Genomic DNA, 15,403 nt, shown 5'->3' with positions numbered 1-15,403 from the left:
AGGAGCGGACTTGGATCTCGTCGTTCTCCCGGAGCTCTGAGTTCTGTGCGTTCTCCGAGCCTTTTGATCTCTTCGAGCTCTTTGATCTCCTCGAGCTCTTCGGTCTCTTCGATTTCTTCGATCTCCGAGATCTCCGTGATCGCTGCGGTTCGTCACGAACGGGAGGGGACGTGCCTGACTGCACCATCAGGCGCTTGTGGTTTCGCTGTGTGGGGCATGCAAGTCTCTTTCGGACACCGTTCACCGCTCAACAACCAGGTCGCAGCCCTGCTGGGAAAGGCCCGGGCCCCTCGCACGGGTCCCCGCCCACCTGACTTTGGCCATGCGCTGTCACACCGGTCGCTGAAAAAGGCGGTCCCCGCGCCACTTTCCGGGCGCGGGGACCGCCAACGTTGTCAGCGCGCCCTCCCTCCGCGGGCGTGTCGCCGTGTCTGGGTGCTCAGTCGGCGCAGGGCGCCAGACGCCACACCCCCGGCCGTACCTCGGACCAGCCCTCGGGGTGGTGGTCCCGGCCGCCGACCCGGTCCAGCCAGCGCTGGGCGTACGACTCCAGATGCGGGTCGCTCAGCGTCGTCGCCATGTCCAGGCAGTCCGCGAAGTGCACCTCGGCGGCGCCCGGACCGGCGTTCTCCAGGGCCAGCAGCCCCAGCGCGCGGTGTGCCTCGTAGCGCCCACGCGGGTCGTCGGCGACCGCGTCGAGCGCGGGGGAGAGCAGTGTGGCCGCCTCCTCCAGGCCGCCCGCGTCGAGCTGGAGATCGGCCAGCCCGACCAGGGCCCGGCCGCGCTCCACCGCCGCCGGAGCCGCGTCCGCCGTCAGCAGCGCACGCTCGTAGAACTCGCCCGCCGTCTCCAACTGCCGCCGCTGCCACGCCAGATCGCCCAGCGAACGCAGCAGCCGCGCCTCGGCGGCCAGGTCCTCCTGCTGGCGGGCGGCGTCCAGGGCGAGGCTGTGGCAGGTGTCCCAGGCGTCCCAGGACGCCCGCGCCTCCAGGAACCCCGTCATGGCGTCGGCCAGTTCCATTGTCTGCGCCCACAACCCGGCCGCGTGACACCGCCGTACGACATCCACCAGACCGTTCTCACGGCGGCTGAACCACTCCAGCGGATACGGGACGTCGCGCCTGGCCCCGGCGTGGACCGCGCGCAACTGCGCGGTGAACTCGGCCGCCAGCCGGGCGGTCGCCGTCCGCGCCTCGGCCGCCGGGCTCTCCGCGGCCAGGCACTCCAGCGCCAGCAGCCGCCACAGCTCGTGCAGCCGGTAGTGGGTACCGTGCTCCGGGCCGCTCGCCACCCGGCGCAGCAGCTGCGCCCCGACCAGCGCGTTCAGCACGTCAGCCGTCTTCGCCACGTCCTCCCCGAGCACCGCGGCCGCCGCCTGCGGGCAGAACGGACCCGATGGCAGCAGCCCCAGCAGCCGGAACGCGTGCCGCAGCACCGGCTCGGTCTCCACATAGCTGGAGCGCAGCCGGGCGTGGAAGCCCGGTGCCGCCGCGCTCAGCTCGGCCAGCCGCCGCTGCTCGCTGCGCAGCCGGGCCGCCAGCATCTCGGTGCCCCAGTGCGGACGGGACGCGAGCCGGGCCGCCGCCGCGCGCAGGGCCAGCGGCAATCCCTCGCAGAGTGCGGCGATCTCCCGTACCGCCGCCTCGCTGCCGTGTTGCGGGATCAGCCGTCCGGCCGCGGCGGTGAACAGCTGCCGTGCCTCGTCCTGGGGGAGCACATCGAGTTCGAGTACCCGGTCGGTCAGCCCTTCGGGGACATGCCGGCAGGTGAGGAGCGCGGTGCTGCCCGGGGTGTCCGGCAGCAGCGCCCGCGCCTGTTCGGCGGACTCGGCGCCGTCGAGGATCAGCAGCAGCCGGCATCCCTCGGTGCGGCTGTGCAGCACGCCGCGCAGTCCGTCCTCGTCGGCGGGCAGCGGTTCCGGCACCTCCATCTGCCGTAACAGCCGGGTCAGCGAGACCACCGGGTCCGTGGACTGGGAGGCGTCGAGCTCCAGGAACACCCGTCCGTCGGGGAAGAGTTCGGTGAGTGTGTGGCCCGCGGCGACGGCGAGCGCGGTCTTGCCGGTGCCTGCCGGGCCGGTGACCGCCGCGCAGCCGCCGGGCGGTACGTTGCGCAACAGGGCGCCGAGCTGGTCGAGTTCGTCGGAGCGACCGGTGAACGCCGGGTCACGGGGCGGGATGTGGTCGAGCGCCGGCTTGAGCAGCGAGGGATGCGAGGGATGCGAGGGGTCCCGGATGGCCTGCGTGTCCCCGGCGGGCCCTTCCGGTACGACGACGGGTGCCGGTATCGGCGGCGGTGCCTGTGCCGCTGCTGTAGCGGTGGTTGTGGTGACTGCGGTTAGGGTCGTCGCGGCGACGGCGGTTGCCGCGGCTGCGGCGGGGACCGGCTCCGGGGCGGGGGCCGGGGCACGTACCGGCAATGTCTCCGCCTCCCGTGATACGGCCGGTTCCGCGGCGGGCCCCCGCTCCCCGTCCGTCCCGGGCGGCGTCGGCGCCGCCGGATACAGCAGCTCCGGGTCGCCCGCCAGGATCCGCTGGTGCAGCCGCTGGAGCTGCGCCCCCGGCTCGATGGCCAGCTCGGCGACCAGGCTGCGGCGCAGCTGGGCGAAGATCCGCAGCGCGTCGGCCTGCCGGCCGGCCCGGTACAGGGCCGTCATCAGCAGCATGTGGAACTCCTCGCGCATCGGCATCTCCGCGACCGCGGAGTGGAGTTCGCCGATCAGCTGCTGATGGTGCCCGAGCTGGAGCTCGGCGCGGATGCGCTGTTCGAGGGCGGCGGCGCGCATCTCGGCGAGCCGTACCGCGGTGCGGGCGAGCAGCGGGCCGTGCGGGGTGTCGGAGGCGAGCGGGGCGCGCCACAGCTGGAGCGCGCGGCGCTGGAGGTCGGCCGCGGCAGCCGGCTCGGCGCGCAGTAACGCCGCCTGGCCGCTCTGGTGCAGTTCCTCGAACACCACCAGGTCGAGCTGCGCCGGGTCGAGATACAGCGCGTAGCCCGGCGGGCGGGTGACCAGCGCGTCCCGGCCGTACTCGGGGTCGGCGGCGTCGAGCAGTTTGCGCAACTGCGAGACATAGACCTGGAGTGTGGTGGTCGCGGTGCGCGGCGGATTCTCGCCCCACAGTTCGTCGATGAGGTGGTCCACGGCGACGATCTCGTTCGGCCGGACCAGTAAAGTCGCCAGCACCACACGGATCTTGGCGGCTTTGGGCCTGAGCGGTTCGACCGCCCTGGACGAGGTGATCTCCAATGGACCCAGGATCCGAAAACGCATGTTCCCACCCTCTTCTCGGTCGCGCGCCGGTCGGCGGGGTCGGACGGCTGCGGGCGTTCCCGGGACTTCCCGGCCCTCTCGGGCCCGCCGCGCCGCCCGCTCGGGGGCTGCCTCGGTGGAGGTCCGACGACGGAGACGACGGATACAACGGATTTGGCGGATACGACAGTTCGTGGTTCGTCAGTTCGTTCCGTGTCCCAATGTAGGCGTCGGCCACACCCCAGAATCGGACAGCCCTACCCCTGATTTCCGTGAAGCGGGTTGTATTGCAAGCCGCGCTTTAGGCCTTGATCCCAGGATGGAGGTGCTTCGGCGGCAGAGGGGTGTCCTGTGCCCCGCTTCGTACGCACCATGAGGGGGCTGACGTTGACCGCTGCTTTCACCACCTTCACCCGGCTGTTGCGGGAGCGGGCGGCCGCACTCGGTGACACCGACGCCCTGGTGTTCCTGCGCGACGGCGCGAACGCCGAGCATCTGACGTACGGCACGCTCGACCGGCGCGCCCGCGCCCTCGCCGTACGGCTGCGTGAACACGGCGCCCAGGGGCGGCCCGTACTGCTGCTCTACCCTCCCGGTCCTGAGTTCCTGGTGGCGTTCACGGGCTGTCTCTACGCCGGTGCGATCGCCGTGCCCGCGCCGCTGCCCGGCGACCGGGGCGAGCGGCTCCAGCGGGTGTCCGGCATCCTCAAGGACACCGTCGGGCGTCTGGTGCTGACCGACAGCGAGCACGCCGCGGACACCTCCCTGTGGCTGGCCGTGTCCGGCGGCGGAGAAACGGTTTGTCTGGCCACCGACATCGATAACGACATCGATAGCGAGATGAACGACATAAAAGCGGACGACTGGCGTCCGCCGGACACCGGCCCCGACGACCTCGCCTTCCTCCAGTACACCTCCGGCTCGACCAGCAAACCGCGCGGCGTGATGGTCACCCACCGCAATCTGATGGCCAACCAGGCCGCCCTGCAACGCCTGTTGGGCACCACCGCCGACGACCGCTTCGGCAACTGGCTGCCGCACTACCACGACATGGGCCTCATCGCCCATCTGCTGCACCCCCTGTGGCTGGGGACCCTCTCCGTGCAGATGGCGCCCACCGCCTTCATCAAACGGCCGGCCGGGTGGCTGCGCGCCTTCGGCGAGTACGGCCTGACCGTCGGCGGCGGCCCCAACTTCAGCTACGACCTCTGCACCCGCCGTGTCACCGACGCCCAGCTCGACGGCCTCGACCTGTCGAGCTGGCGGCTGGCGCTGTGCGGCGCCGAACCGGTGCGCGCCCGCACCCTGGACGACTTCGCCCGCCGCTTCTCCGCCGCCGGGCTGCGCGCCACCAGCCTCTACCCCGGCTACGGCCTCGCCGAGGCCACCCTCGTCGTCTCCGGCGGACACCCGGGCGTCCCCGCACGCCGGTTGACGGTCGATGCGGCAGCCCTGGAGCACGACGTACTGCGCCCGCCGACTCCCGATCGGCCCACCCGCACCCTGGTCGGCTCCGGCCAGGTCCACGACTTCGAGCTGCGCGTCGTCGACCCGGTGGCGTGCGCCGAGATGCCGCCCGGCCGGGTCGGGGAGATCTGGCTGCGCGGCGACAGCGTCGCCCGGGGCTACTGGCGCCGCCCGATGGAGACCGACGACACCTTCCGTGCCACCCTCGCCGGTGTCCCGGGCGAGTTCCTGCGCACCGGCGACCTCGGCGTCGTAGCGGACGATGAGCTCTACATCACCGGGCGGCTGAAGGAGGTCGTCATCCTCAACGGGCGCAACATCTACCCGCAGGACGTGGAGTGGGCGATCCGCGAGATCGGGCCCGCCCTCGGCACCGGGCACGGCGCCGTGTTCACCGTCGGCGCCGACCGCGAACAGCTCGTCGTCGTCCAGGAGGCCCGGGTGCCCCGCCAGGACACCGACCGGCTGCGCGACCTCACCCGCGCCGTCCAGACCCTCGTGGGCCAGGACTTCGACGTCCCGGCGGGCAATGTTGTCCTGGTGCGCCCCGGCACCGTACGCCGCACCACCAGCGGAAAGGTCCAGCGCACCCTGATGCGCAGGTTGTTCCTCGACGGCGAGATCACCCCCCTGCACGAAGTGCTCGACCCGGCCGTCCGCGAGCTGATCGCACCCGCCGGTCCCGCCTCCGCCGCCGCCCCCGCTTCCGGTCCCGCCCAGGCCCATGACATGGTGCGGAGCAGCCGATGGTGACCTCCGCGTCGCCGTCCGCGCTGCTCATGCAGCCCCTCCCGCCGGGCTCTTCGCCGGGCTCACCGCCCGGCGACGGCACGGCGGCGGACCGGGTCGCCCGCGTCGAGGCCCTGCTCGGCGACCCCACCGACCCTGGCAACCCGGTCGGCCACCACGCGCTGCTGCGTGCCGACCGGCGCGCCGCGCTGTCCGCCGACGCCGAGGCGCTGCTCGACGACTTCGGCATGAGCCGCGAGTTCGTGCCGGTCCGGCTCGGTGGCCGCTTCGACTCCGCCGAGACCCTGCTGCGGGTGATGCGGCCCGTCTTCCGGCGTGACGTCGCGCTCGGCGCGGGCTATGGCATGACCACCTTCATGGCCGCCTCCGACGTCTGGATGCGCGGCACCGCCGACCAGCAGAACTGGCTGGCCGGGCTGCTGCTCGCGGGCTCCAAGGCGGCCATCGCCCAGCACGAGACCGCCCACACCAACGACTTCGTACGCAGCGGGGTCCGCGCCCGCGGCCACCCCGGCGGACTGTCCGTCACCGGTGCCAAGCCGGTCATCAACAACCTGCACCGCGCCGACGCGCTGGTGCTGTTCTGCCGCACAGGGCCGGACACCGGGCCGTACACCGGGCCGGACGACGAACCCGCCGTCGGTCCCGCTTCTGGTTACGTCCCTGGTTACGTCCCTGGTTCCGGATCCGTCGCGAGCAGCCACTCCGCGCTGCTGCTCGACCCGCACACCCTGCCCCCCGACCGCTACCGGGTCACCCGCCGCCCCGCCGCCCTCGGCCTGCGCGGCTGCTTCTTCGCCGGGGTCGAACTCGACGAGTGCGTCGTACCGTACGACACCCTGCTCGGCCCGCTCGGCGGCGGCGTGGCCACCGCGCTGCGGTCCTTCCAGGTCAGCCGCACCCTCATGGCGTCCCTTGTGTCCGCCGCCGTCGACACCGGACTGCGCACCGCAGTCAGGGTCGACCGCACCCACGCCCCCGGCCGCGGCGGCCTCGACCCCGCCGACCCGCAGCACACGGCGGGCACCCTCGCCGGGGCCTTCGTCAATCTGCTCGTCTACGACTGCCTCGCCGTCGTCGCCACCCGGGCGCTGCATCTGCTGCCCGCCGAGACCAGCGTCTACTCGGCCGCCATCAAACTGCTGCTGCCGCAGGTGCTCAGCGACACCATGTACGACCTCGCGACTGTGCTCGGCTCGCAGATCTACACCCGGGAAGGCACCGTCGGGATCTTCCAGAAGCACATCCGCGACGTGCCCGTCGTCAGCCTCGGCCACGCGGGCACCGTCGCCTGCCAGGCCACGATCATCCCGCAGCTGCGCTCCCTCGCCGAGGACTCCTGGTTCGCCGGGGCCGAGGCGCCCCCCGGACTGTTCCGCCCCGGCGCGCCCCTGCCGCCGTTCGACTACGGCCGTCTCGCACTGGCCTGCGGCCGGGACAGCGTCAGCGCGACCCTCCTCGCGGTCGCCGACTCGCTGCCCGGCGCCACGCCCGCCGAGCGCACCCTGGGCACCCTGGCCGGACAGATGATCGCCGAGTTGCACGAACTACGCAGCCGGGTACTGGCGTTGCCGCCGCTGACCCCCGACCGGCCGGTCGGACCCGCCTGGTTCGCGCTGACCGACCGCTATGTGCTGGTGCTGGCCGCCGCCAGTGTGCTCGGGGTCTGGCACCACAACCGGGGTGGCCCCGACCCCTTCCTCGCCGACCCGGCGTGGGCCGCCGCGGCCCTGCACCGTATCGCCCAGCGGCTCGGGACTCCTGCCGTCGAACTGCCCGCCGAGTGCACCGCGCGGGTCCACCGGGAGGTCCTGGCCCGCTACGGCGACCGGCGCAGCTTCGACCTGTACAACACACCGATTCCGGGCTGACCGAGGGCCCGCACCATCAGGACAAGGAGCCTTCAGGGATGACCCCCTCCCCGACCCGGCACATCGAGGTCCCGCTCCAGCAGTGGCTGACCACGCATCTCGCGGTCTACCTGGACCGGCTGCCCGAGAGCATCGAGGCGACGGTGCCCCTGGCCGAGTACGGCATGGACTCGGTGTGCGCGCTGAGCCTGTGCGGCGACATCGAGGACGACTTCGGCCTCATCGTCGACCCGTCCCTGGCCTGGGACCACCCGACGGTCGCCCAACTGGCCGCGTATCTCCGGTCCCGCGGCGCCGACCCGGAGAGGGGGCGACGGTGAACGCGGGGGCGGGGGACGGCGCGGTGGGTGCGGTGGGTGCGGTGGGCGCTGGGGGAGCCGTGGGCGCGGGGGGCGGGTTCGGGTCCGGGGATCCGGATGGAGCCGGTGGTGCGGTCGGTCGTACGGCTAGTGGTACGGCTAGTGGTACGGCCGGAGGTGGGGCTACGGCGGTACCAGGCTCCGGTGCTGCCGACGAGCCCGGTGTCGCGGTGCCGGCCGAGGGGGCGGCCGGGGGCCGTACCGGCGCCGGGGCCGTTGCCATCGTCGGCCTTGACTGTGTGTTTCCCGGGGCTCAGGACGCCGAGGCGTACTGGGAGTTGCTGATGCGGGGCGGGGACGCGATCGGACCGCTGCCCGCGGACCGCGGCGGGCCCGGGTTCGACGACGGGGTGCGCGGCGGCTTCGTCGACGGCGTCACCGTCTTCGACAACGACTTCTTCACCATCGCCGCCCGCGAGGCCGCCGCCATGGACCCCCAGCAGCGGCTGCTGCTCCAGTGCGCCTGGCGGGCCCTGGAGGACTCCGGCCGCGCCCCCTCCACGCTGGCCGGGAGCGACACCGGTGTGTTCGTCGGGGTGATGGGCAGCGAGTGGGCCCAGCTGCACCTGGGCGACCACACCCGCGTCACCCCGCAGCTCGGTGTCGGCAGCAGCGCGGGGATGACCGCCAACCGGATCTCGTACCACCTCGATCTGCGCGGGCCCAGTCTCGCGGTGGACACCGCCTGCTCGTCCTCGCTGGTCGCCGTGCACCTCGCCGTCAACTCGCTGCTGTCCGGCGAGTGCTCGACGGCGCTCGCGGCGGGCGTCAACGTCGTGCTCACCCCCGTGCTCGGCCTGGTCTACCAGCAGATGGGGCTGCGCGCGCCGGACGGCCGCTGCAAGCCGTTCAGCGTCGACTCCGACGGCATCGGCCGCAGCGACGGCGCCGGAATGGTCGTCCTGCGCCGGCTGGAGGACGCGCTCGCCGACCGCCAGCGCGTCTACGCCGTCATCCGCGGCACCGCCGTCAACCAGGACGGCCGCAGCAACGGCGTCACCGCGCCCAGCCGCTGGTCGCAGCAGGCCGTGGTGGCCGCCGCGTACCGCAGGGCGGGCGTCGAGGCGGACCGGGTCCGCTTCGTCGAGGCGCACGGCACCGGCACCACCCTCGGCGACATCATCGAATGCGCTGCACTCGGCGAGGTGCACGCCGTGCCCCGTGAACAGCCGTGCGCCATCGGCTCGGTGAAGGGCAACATCGGCCACACCGAGGGCGCCGCGGGCATCGCCGGGCTGATCAAGACCGCCCTCGCCCTGCACCACCGCATCGTGCCCGCCAGCCGCTTCGCCGCCCGTGAGAACCCCCAACTCCGGCTGGCGGACCGGGGCCTGGCGCTGATCAAGGCGCCGCTGCGGCTGCCGCCCGGTGAAGTCCTCGCCGGCGTCAGCAGTTTCGGCATGGGCGGCACCAACGCGCACGCCGTCCTCGCCTCCCCGCCCCGCCTTCCGGTCACCGCCGCACGCGGCCCGGCCGGTGCCGGGGTGTTCACGCTGTCCGCCGACACACCGGAGGCGCTGCGCCGCAACCTGGCCGCGCAGGCCGACACCCTGACCCGGCGGCCGCGCGGCGACGCCGCCTCGGTGTGCTGGACCAGCAACCAGGTCAAGACCGGGCTGCCCTACCGGGCCGTGTTCACCGTGCGCGACACCGTCGACCTCGCCACCGCACTGCGCGCCGCCAGGGACGACGAACAGACCTGGGCCCGGGTCACCGACCGCGCCCTGCGCCCCCCTGCCATCGCCTTCCTCTACCCCGGGCAGGGCTGCCAGGAGCCGGGCATGACGGCCGTCCTCTACCGCGAATCCGCCGTCTACCGGCGCCATTTGAACGAGGCCGACGACGCGCTGCGCCCGCACACCGGCCGCTCGGTGCGGGACCTGATCCTCGCCTCCGACCGTGAGATCCACCGCCCCCGCTGGGCCCGGCCCGCCCTGTTCGCCGTCGCCCACGCCCTCACCGGCACCCTCGCCGAGTTGGGCGTGGTCCCCGACGCCGTGCTCGGCCACGGCACCGGCGAACTAGCCGCCGCGGTGGCCGCCGGGGTGCTCACCCTGCCGGACGCGGCCCGTCTCGTCGCCGCACACGGCGCCGTCGCCGACGCGCTGCCCGAGTGCGCCGCGCTCGCCGTACGGGGCTCGCGGAAGGAGATCGCCGACGTCCTCGCAGCCCACCCCGGAATCACCCTGGCCGCCGCCGACGGCCCCCGTGACCTTGTCCTCGCGGGCCCCCGTGACCTGCTGGAACGGGCCGCGCGAGCGCTGTACGCGCTGGATGTGGGCAGCCGTCCGCTCCCCGGCCGGCACACCGGACCCGGCGCGGCGGGCGACACCGACGCGGCGCGCATCGCCGAGCTCGCGGGCCCGGTGACCGCCGCCCCGGCCCGGATCGTGCTGGCCTCCGCCGCCCAGGGCGGGGTGCTCGGCGACGACCTTCCGGACCCCGCCCACTGGGCCCGGCTGGCCACGGCACCGGCACGGTTCGGGGAGGCCCTGACCGCCCTGGTGAGCGGCATCGCCCCGACCTGCCTCGTCGAACTCGGCCCGGCCCGGCAGTTGCTGCGCACCGCCGAACGCGCGGGGCTGCCCGCGGGCATACGGCTGCTGCACCCGGCCCCCGGCCGCATCGCCGGGCACACCGAACTCGCCCAGATGATCGGCGAGTTGTACCTCAGCGGCGCCGAGCCCAGCTGGGACGCCCTCTACGACCCCGGCCAGCGCCGCACGGAGCGCCTCGCGCCGTACGTCTTCTCCGACACCCGCCGCTTCCGGCACACGGCGTCGGCGCCGCTGCCGGTGCCGGTGCCGGTGCCGAACCAGAGGACGACGGCACCGGAGGACCCGCAACCCGCACCGGCTGCACCGGCGGCACAGGAAGCACAAGCCGCACAAGCCGCACAAGCCGCACCAATGGTGCAGACGCTGGCCCCGCCGACACGACCGGCCCCGCCGTCCGCCCAGGACACCGCGCTGACCGTCGTCGTCGACGCGGTCATGGAGATCGGCGCCTGCCCGCGCGAGCAGGTCGGCACCGACGCCCGCATCTACGAGGACCTCGGCTTCGACTCGGTGATGATCATGCAGCTGAAAAACCGCCTGGAACAGCGGCTGCCGCCCTCCGCGGGCATCACGGTGCAGCAACTGCTGCCCGCGCTGCGGTCGGTGGGCACGCTGGCGGATTTCGTACGGGAACTGACGGGCACGGAGGTCACGGCATGACCAGCACCGCGGACTCTCCCGCACCCACGGCGTCCCCGGCGTCGACCGCGCTCATGCACATTGCCGGAACCGGCAGCGCGCTGCCCGGCGAGCCCGTCGACAACGCCGCCCTGAGCGGGATCTTCGGGATCAGCGAGGACTGGATCGACATCTTCGTCGGCACCCGTACCCGGCACTTCGGCTGGGACCCGGTGACCCGGAAGGTCACCCACACCCTGGCCGACCTCGCCGCCGAGGCTGCCGGACGGGCGCTGGCCGACGCCGGACTCGGCACCGCCGACCTGGACTTCCTCATCCTGTCCACCGCCACCCCGGACGCCCTGCTGCCGTCCACCGCCACGGAGACCGCCGACCTGCTGGGCCTCAACCATCTGCCCGTCCACCAGATCCAGGCGGGCTGCTCCGGCGCCGTACAGGCCCTGGACCTGGCCCGCGCCCTGCTGGCGGGCGGCCACCAGACCGGTCTCGTCGTGTCCGGCGATGTCTCCAACCGCTTCCTGCGCCCCGGGACGGACGCCGCCGATCTGGCCACCCAGGAGCTGGTCAACTACGTGTTGTTCGGCGACGGCGCCGGGGCCGCGGTGGTGACCGCGGAGCCGTACGACGACTCCGCTGTGGCCGTACGGGCCCTGCTGCACCGTTTCGCGGGGCGGGGCCGTGCGCCGGGGCAGATCGTGGGCTGGCGCGGTCTCGCCGAGACCGAGCAGGACCGTCCGATGCTCTTCGAGGACTACAAGACCATCGAGGAGGAGGTCCCCGCCCTCACCGGCGAGATCGTGTGGGAACTGCTCAACGCGACGGGCTGGACGGCGGAGCAGCTCGACTATCTTCTGCCGCCGCAGCTGTCGGGGCACATGACCGACCGTATCGTCGACGGTCTCGGCCTGCCGCCGGGCTGCCGCGAGGTGTCCTGCGTCCGCGACACCGGCAACACGGGCAACGCCCTGCCGCTGCTCCAGATGGACCGGCTCCAGTACGAACTGGCCCCGGGGGAGCGGGCGCTGGTGGTCTCGGTGGAGTCCAGCAAGTGGATCAAGACGGGTCTGGCCCTGGAACGCCCGGCACCGGGGGGACACGCCCGATGACCGCCGCCCGGACCACCCTCCGCGACGCCCGCAGCACCGGCCAACTGGCCGCAGAATGCCCGGCGACGGCAGGCCTGCTGGCATGGCTCACCCTGTCGGCGGCGATGCAGCCGGACTGGTCGGCCACGACGGACCCGGCCGTCTCCCGGGGCACACCTCACACCGGCGGACCGTCCGCCGTCCGTCCGGTATCCACAGGGGGCAGCCGATGACCAGCGCCCCCCTCCACACCCCCCTCGACACCTTCCGCGATCTCCACCGCACCGGCCGGCTCGCCCCCTCCTACCCCGACGTGGCCCCCCTCCTCGCCCGCGTCGCCGATGCCGCCGACCGGTCCGAGGAACAGATCGGCGACGAACTCACCCGCTGCGGCGCGCTGTTGGCCAGACTGCGGCCGGAGGACGTGCTCGCCCGGCACCCCGCGACGCCCGCCGTCACCGTCGCGGTCACCGGGCACTCCACCACCGCCCAGCTCACCGACCCGCTGGTCGCAGAACTGGCCCGGCACGGACTGCTGGCCCGTGTCGTCACCGGCGATCACGGTGCCTATCTGCGTGATCTGACAGACCGGCACAGCGAGTTGCGGCGGTGCGAGCCGGAGCTGACGGTGTGCGTGCTCGGGGCGGAGGCCGTGCTGGAGGAGCTGCCGTCGCCCTGGGGCGTCGACGATATCGAACGTGTGTGCGGGAAAATCCTGGACCGCGTGCAGGCCATCGCCGATGCCCATGACGCCCACGGCACCGGTGTCCTCGTCCTCAACACCCTGCCGCTGCCCCGCACCGCCACCCATCAGCTAGTCGGGCTGCGGCAGCGGGCCCTGCTCGGGGCGGTGTGGCGGGAGTTCAACGCCCGGCTGCTGCGGCTGGGCGCCGAACGCCCTGCAGTCGCCGTCATCGATCTCGAACCGCTCGTCGGGGCGACCGGCCCGGTGACGGACGCCCGGCTGGCCGTCTACACCCGCAGCCCCTACAGCGCCGCCCTCTTCGGCGCCCTCGCCCGTGAGGCCGTTCATGTGCTGCGCGCCCGGCGCGGGATGACCCGCAAGTGCCTGGTGCTCGACCTCGACCACACCCTGTGGGACGGGGTGCTCGCCGAGGACGGGCCCGACGGCATCCACTGCGGGCCCACGCCGCGCGGCGAACCGTACGCAGCCTTCCAGCGGGTGGTGAGACAACTCGCCGCGCAGGGCGTGCTGCTGGCCGTCAGCAGCAAGAACGACCCCGAGCCTGTGGCCGACGTCCTGGCGGACCATCCCGATCTGACCCTGCGCGCCGGTGACTTCGTCAGCGTGCGGGCAGGATGGGACGGCAAGGACGAGGCGCTCAGGAGCATCGCCGAGGAACTCGGCATCGGGCTCGACGCCCTGGTGTTCGCCGACGACAGTGCCGCCGAGCGAGCCCTCGTACGGCACCGGCTGCCCGAGGTCGCCGTCGTACCGCTGGGCGACGAACCGGCCCTGCACATAGGCCGGTTGCTCGCCGACGGCTGGTTCGACACCCCGCACCTCACCGACGACGACCGGCACCGCACCGCCCGCTACCGGGCCGCCGCCGCCCGTGAGCGGCTGCGCGGGACGACCGGCTCGCACGAGGAGTATCTGCGGGAACTGGACATCGTCGTGCGGATCTCCCCGCCGCGCCCCCACGAGATCGAGCGGATCGCGCAACTCTCCCTGCGCACCAACCAGTTCAACCTCACCGGGGAGCGTGTCCCGGCCGAGCGGATCCTCGGGCCCGGGCGGCGTCCGCTGGCGGTGCGGGTCAGCGACCGGTACGGCGACAGCGGCCTGGTCGGCGCGGTGCTCGCCCGGGACGGGGCCGACGGGCTGCACATCGACAACATGCTGCTGAGCTGCCGGGTGCTGGCCCGCGGCATCGAGGACGGCTGCCTCAGCGCCGTACTGACGCATGCCCGCGAACGCGGCCTGCCCGCCGTCCACGCCCGCTACCGGGCCACCCGCCGCAACTCCCGGGCCGGCGGCTTCTACCCCTCCCTCGGCTTCCGGCCCGCGTCGCACGGCGAGGGCGGCACCCGTGACGTCTCCGAGGGTGGCGCGGAGACCGTCTTCCGGCACGACCTGGCCGACATCCCCGCCGTGCCCGGCCATCTCACCGTGCGGGCCGACCTCGAAGGAGACGCCGATGAGCCGTGACCGCACCACCGGCACCGGCGACCCCGGTCTGGCCGACTTTCTCGACCTGCTGCGCGACGGACTCGGGCTGGACCTCACCGAGGAAGAAGCCGCCTCCGACTTCGACGCGCTGCAGGACTGGGACTCGGTGCATCTGCTGCGCCTGGTGATGGTGCTGGAGCGCGAGACGGGCCGCACTGTCCCGGTCGGCCGGGTGCTGCGGGCCCGCAGCATGCGCGAGATCCACGAACTGGTCGGCCCGATCGAGCCGTTCGGACCGGCGACGAGCGAGCCGAGCGAGCCGACCCGACCGATGACGAGCGAGCCGAGCGACCCGGCCCGAACGATGACGAGCGCGCCGATCGAGCCGACCCGACCGGTCACGAGCGAACGGACGGACACCCGATGAACGCGGCGGGCGGGGACCTGATCGAGGTCACCGCGGAGGACACCGACTGGGCGGCGGTCCGCGAGGACTTGCGTCGGCACGGCACGGCCGTGGTGCACGGACGGCTCGCCGACTGGCGCCCGCGCGCCCCGGACGGACCCGCGCTGCGCGCCGTGCTGGGCCGGGACTGGTCGCGCTACCGCGACATCGGGCACGCCGACATCCGGGAGCGGTACGCCGCCTCCCGCCGGCTGCTCAAGCACGCGGCGGCCGCCGCCCTGCGCGCCGAGGCGATCGACCTGGAACTGGCGTACGGGCCGACGGGACGGCCGTATCTGCGCGGCTGCGACCAGATCGACATCAGCCTCAGCCACACCGACGACCTGCTGCTGGTCGGTCTGACCACCCGCGGACTGATCGGCGTGGACGCCGAACGCGCCGACCGCAGCATCTACGCGCGCGGTCTGACCCGGCTCATCTGCACCCCGCACGAGAGCCGGATGCTGACCCGGCTGCCGGAACCGGAGCGCAACCCGAGCCTGGTGCGGCTGTGGACGCTGAAAGAGGCGTACAGCAAGGCGATCGGGCAGGGCATGCAGTTCCGTTTCAACGAGTTCGGATTCGGACCGGAGAGCCGCCCGGTCCAGCTGAACCGCCCCGACGGCACGCCCGGCGCCGGTGACGAGTGGGCGCTGCGCACCGTCGCCCTCGACAGCGGCGGCATCGCGTTCGTGGTGTCCGTCGCCGTCTACGACGCCGGTCTCGGCCGCACCCTGGACACCGAGGTCACCACGATGCTCGACGCCGAGGCCGCCGCGGTGATCGACGCGGCCCTGGACGCCGAGCGGGAGGACTGGTCACAGATCCTCGACGACTGAGGTCACTGA

General features: G+C 73.2%; 10 protein-coding genes. 9 read left to right on the top strand and 1 reads right to left on the bottom strand.

The window, feature by feature from the left end:
• Positions 1-439: 439 nt before the first annotated feature.
• The gene (locus ACSYGN_RS41070; RefSeq protein ID WP_460406038.1) at positions 440-3,268 is read right to left on the bottom strand and encodes an AfsR/SARP family transcriptional regulator; all 2,829 of its coding nucleotides are present in this window, start codon (positions 3,266-3,268) and stop codon (positions 440-442) included.
• A 366-nt stretch (positions 3,269-3,634) separates the two neighbouring features.
• Here ACSYGN_RS41070 and ACSYGN_RS41065 point away from each other — a divergent pair, with 366 nt between their 5' ends.
• From ACSYGN_RS41065 to ACSYGN_RS41025, 9 genes are all read left to right on the top strand, one after another.
• Positions 3,635-5,467, top strand: a complete 1,833-nt coding sequence (locus ACSYGN_RS41065) for a fatty acyl-AMP ligase (protein WP_460406036.1) — start codon at positions 3,635-3,637, stop codon at positions 5,465-5,467.
• A complete protein-coding gene (locus ACSYGN_RS41060) occupies positions 5,461-7,335 on the top strand; it encodes an acyl-CoA dehydrogenase (protein WP_460406034.1) in 1,875 nt (624 codons plus the stop codon). Before ACSYGN_RS41065 ends, ACSYGN_RS41060 begins: the two co-directional genes overlap by 7 nt.
• Positions 7,336-7,373: 38 nt before the next feature.
• Positions 7,374-7,655 (top strand): acyl carrier protein, encoded by a 282-nt coding sequence (locus ACSYGN_RS41055; protein WP_460406032.1) that lies wholly within the window; start codon positions 7,374-7,376, stop codon positions 7,653-7,655.
• A 209-nt stretch (positions 7,656-7,864) separates the two neighbouring features.
• Positions 7,865-10,912, top strand: coding sequence for a type I polyketide synthase (locus tag ACSYGN_RS41050; protein WP_460406030.1), 3,048 nt, complete (start codon positions 7,865-7,867; stop codon positions 10,910-10,912).
• Complete coding sequence (locus tag ACSYGN_RS41045; RefSeq protein WP_460406028.1) at positions 10,909-11,997, top strand: 3-oxoacyl-[acyl-carrier-protein] synthase III C-terminal domain-containing protein; 1,089 nt, start codon at positions 10,909-10,911, stop codon at positions 11,995-11,997. The genes ACSYGN_RS41050 and ACSYGN_RS41045 overlap by 4 nt, the downstream gene beginning before the upstream one ends.
• On the top strand, positions 11,994-12,209 hold the full coding sequence (locus ACSYGN_RS41040) for a hypothetical protein (RefSeq protein WP_460406026.1): 216 nt from the start codon (positions 11,994-11,996) through the stop codon (positions 12,207-12,209). Before ACSYGN_RS41045 ends, ACSYGN_RS41040 begins: the two co-directional genes overlap by 4 nt.
• A complete protein-coding gene (locus tag ACSYGN_RS41035) occupies positions 12,206-14,149 on the top strand; it encodes an HAD-IIIC family phosphatase (RefSeq protein WP_460406024.1) in 1,944 nt (647 codons plus the stop codon). Before ACSYGN_RS41040 ends, ACSYGN_RS41035 begins: the two co-directional genes overlap by 4 nt.
• Entirely contained in the window at positions 14,139-14,537 is a 399-nt protein-coding gene (locus tag ACSYGN_RS41030; protein ID WP_460406022.1) for a hypothetical protein, read from the top strand. The genes ACSYGN_RS41035 and ACSYGN_RS41030 overlap by 11 nt, the downstream gene beginning before the upstream one ends.
• Positions 14,534-15,394, top strand: coding sequence for a 4'-phosphopantetheinyl transferase family protein (locus ACSYGN_RS41025; protein WP_460406020.1), 861 nt, complete (start codon positions 14,534-14,536; stop codon positions 15,392-15,394). The genes ACSYGN_RS41030 and ACSYGN_RS41025 overlap by 4 nt, the downstream gene beginning before the upstream one ends.
• Positions 15,395-15,403: the final 9 nt, after the last annotated feature.

The organism is Streptomyces sp. YIM S03343, from assembly GCF_054729195.1.
Note: the sequence above shows the minus strand (reverse complement) of the source record. Positions and strands in the feature narration are given on the sequence as shown.

Bases quoted from the DNA above. Each gene is read 5' to 3' on its own strand.
- ACSYGN_RS41060 (WP_460406034.1), top strand. From the start codon at position 5,461: ATGGTGACCTCCGCGTCGCCGTCCGCGCTGCTCATGCAGCCCCTCCCG.
- ACSYGN_RS41035 (WP_460406024.1), top strand. From the start codon at position 12,206: ATGACCAGCGCCCCCCTCCACACCCCCCTCGACACCTTCCGCGATCTC.
- ACSYGN_RS41025 (WP_460406020.1), top strand. From the start codon at position 14,534: ATGAACGCGGCGGGCGGGGACCTGATCGAGGTCACCGCGGAGGACACC.
- ACSYGN_RS41030 (WP_460406022.1), top strand. From the start codon at position 14,139: ATGAGCCGTGACCGCACCACCGGCACCGGCGACCCCGGTCTGGCCGAC.
- ACSYGN_RS41040 (WP_460406026.1), top strand. From the start codon at position 11,994: ATGACCGCCGCCCGGACCACCCTCCGCGACGCCCGCAGCACCGGCCAA.
- ACSYGN_RS41045 (WP_460406028.1), top strand. From the start codon at position 10,909: ATGACCAGCACCGCGGACTCTCCCGCACCCACGGCGTCCCCGGCGTCG.
- ACSYGN_RS41070 (WP_460406038.1), bottom strand. From the start codon at position 3,268: ATGCGTTTTCGGATCCTGGGTCCATTGGAGATCACCTCGTCCAGGGCG.
- ACSYGN_RS41055 (WP_460406032.1), top strand. From the start codon at position 7,374: ATGACCCCCTCCCCGACCCGGCACATCGAGGTCCCGCTCCAGCAGTGG.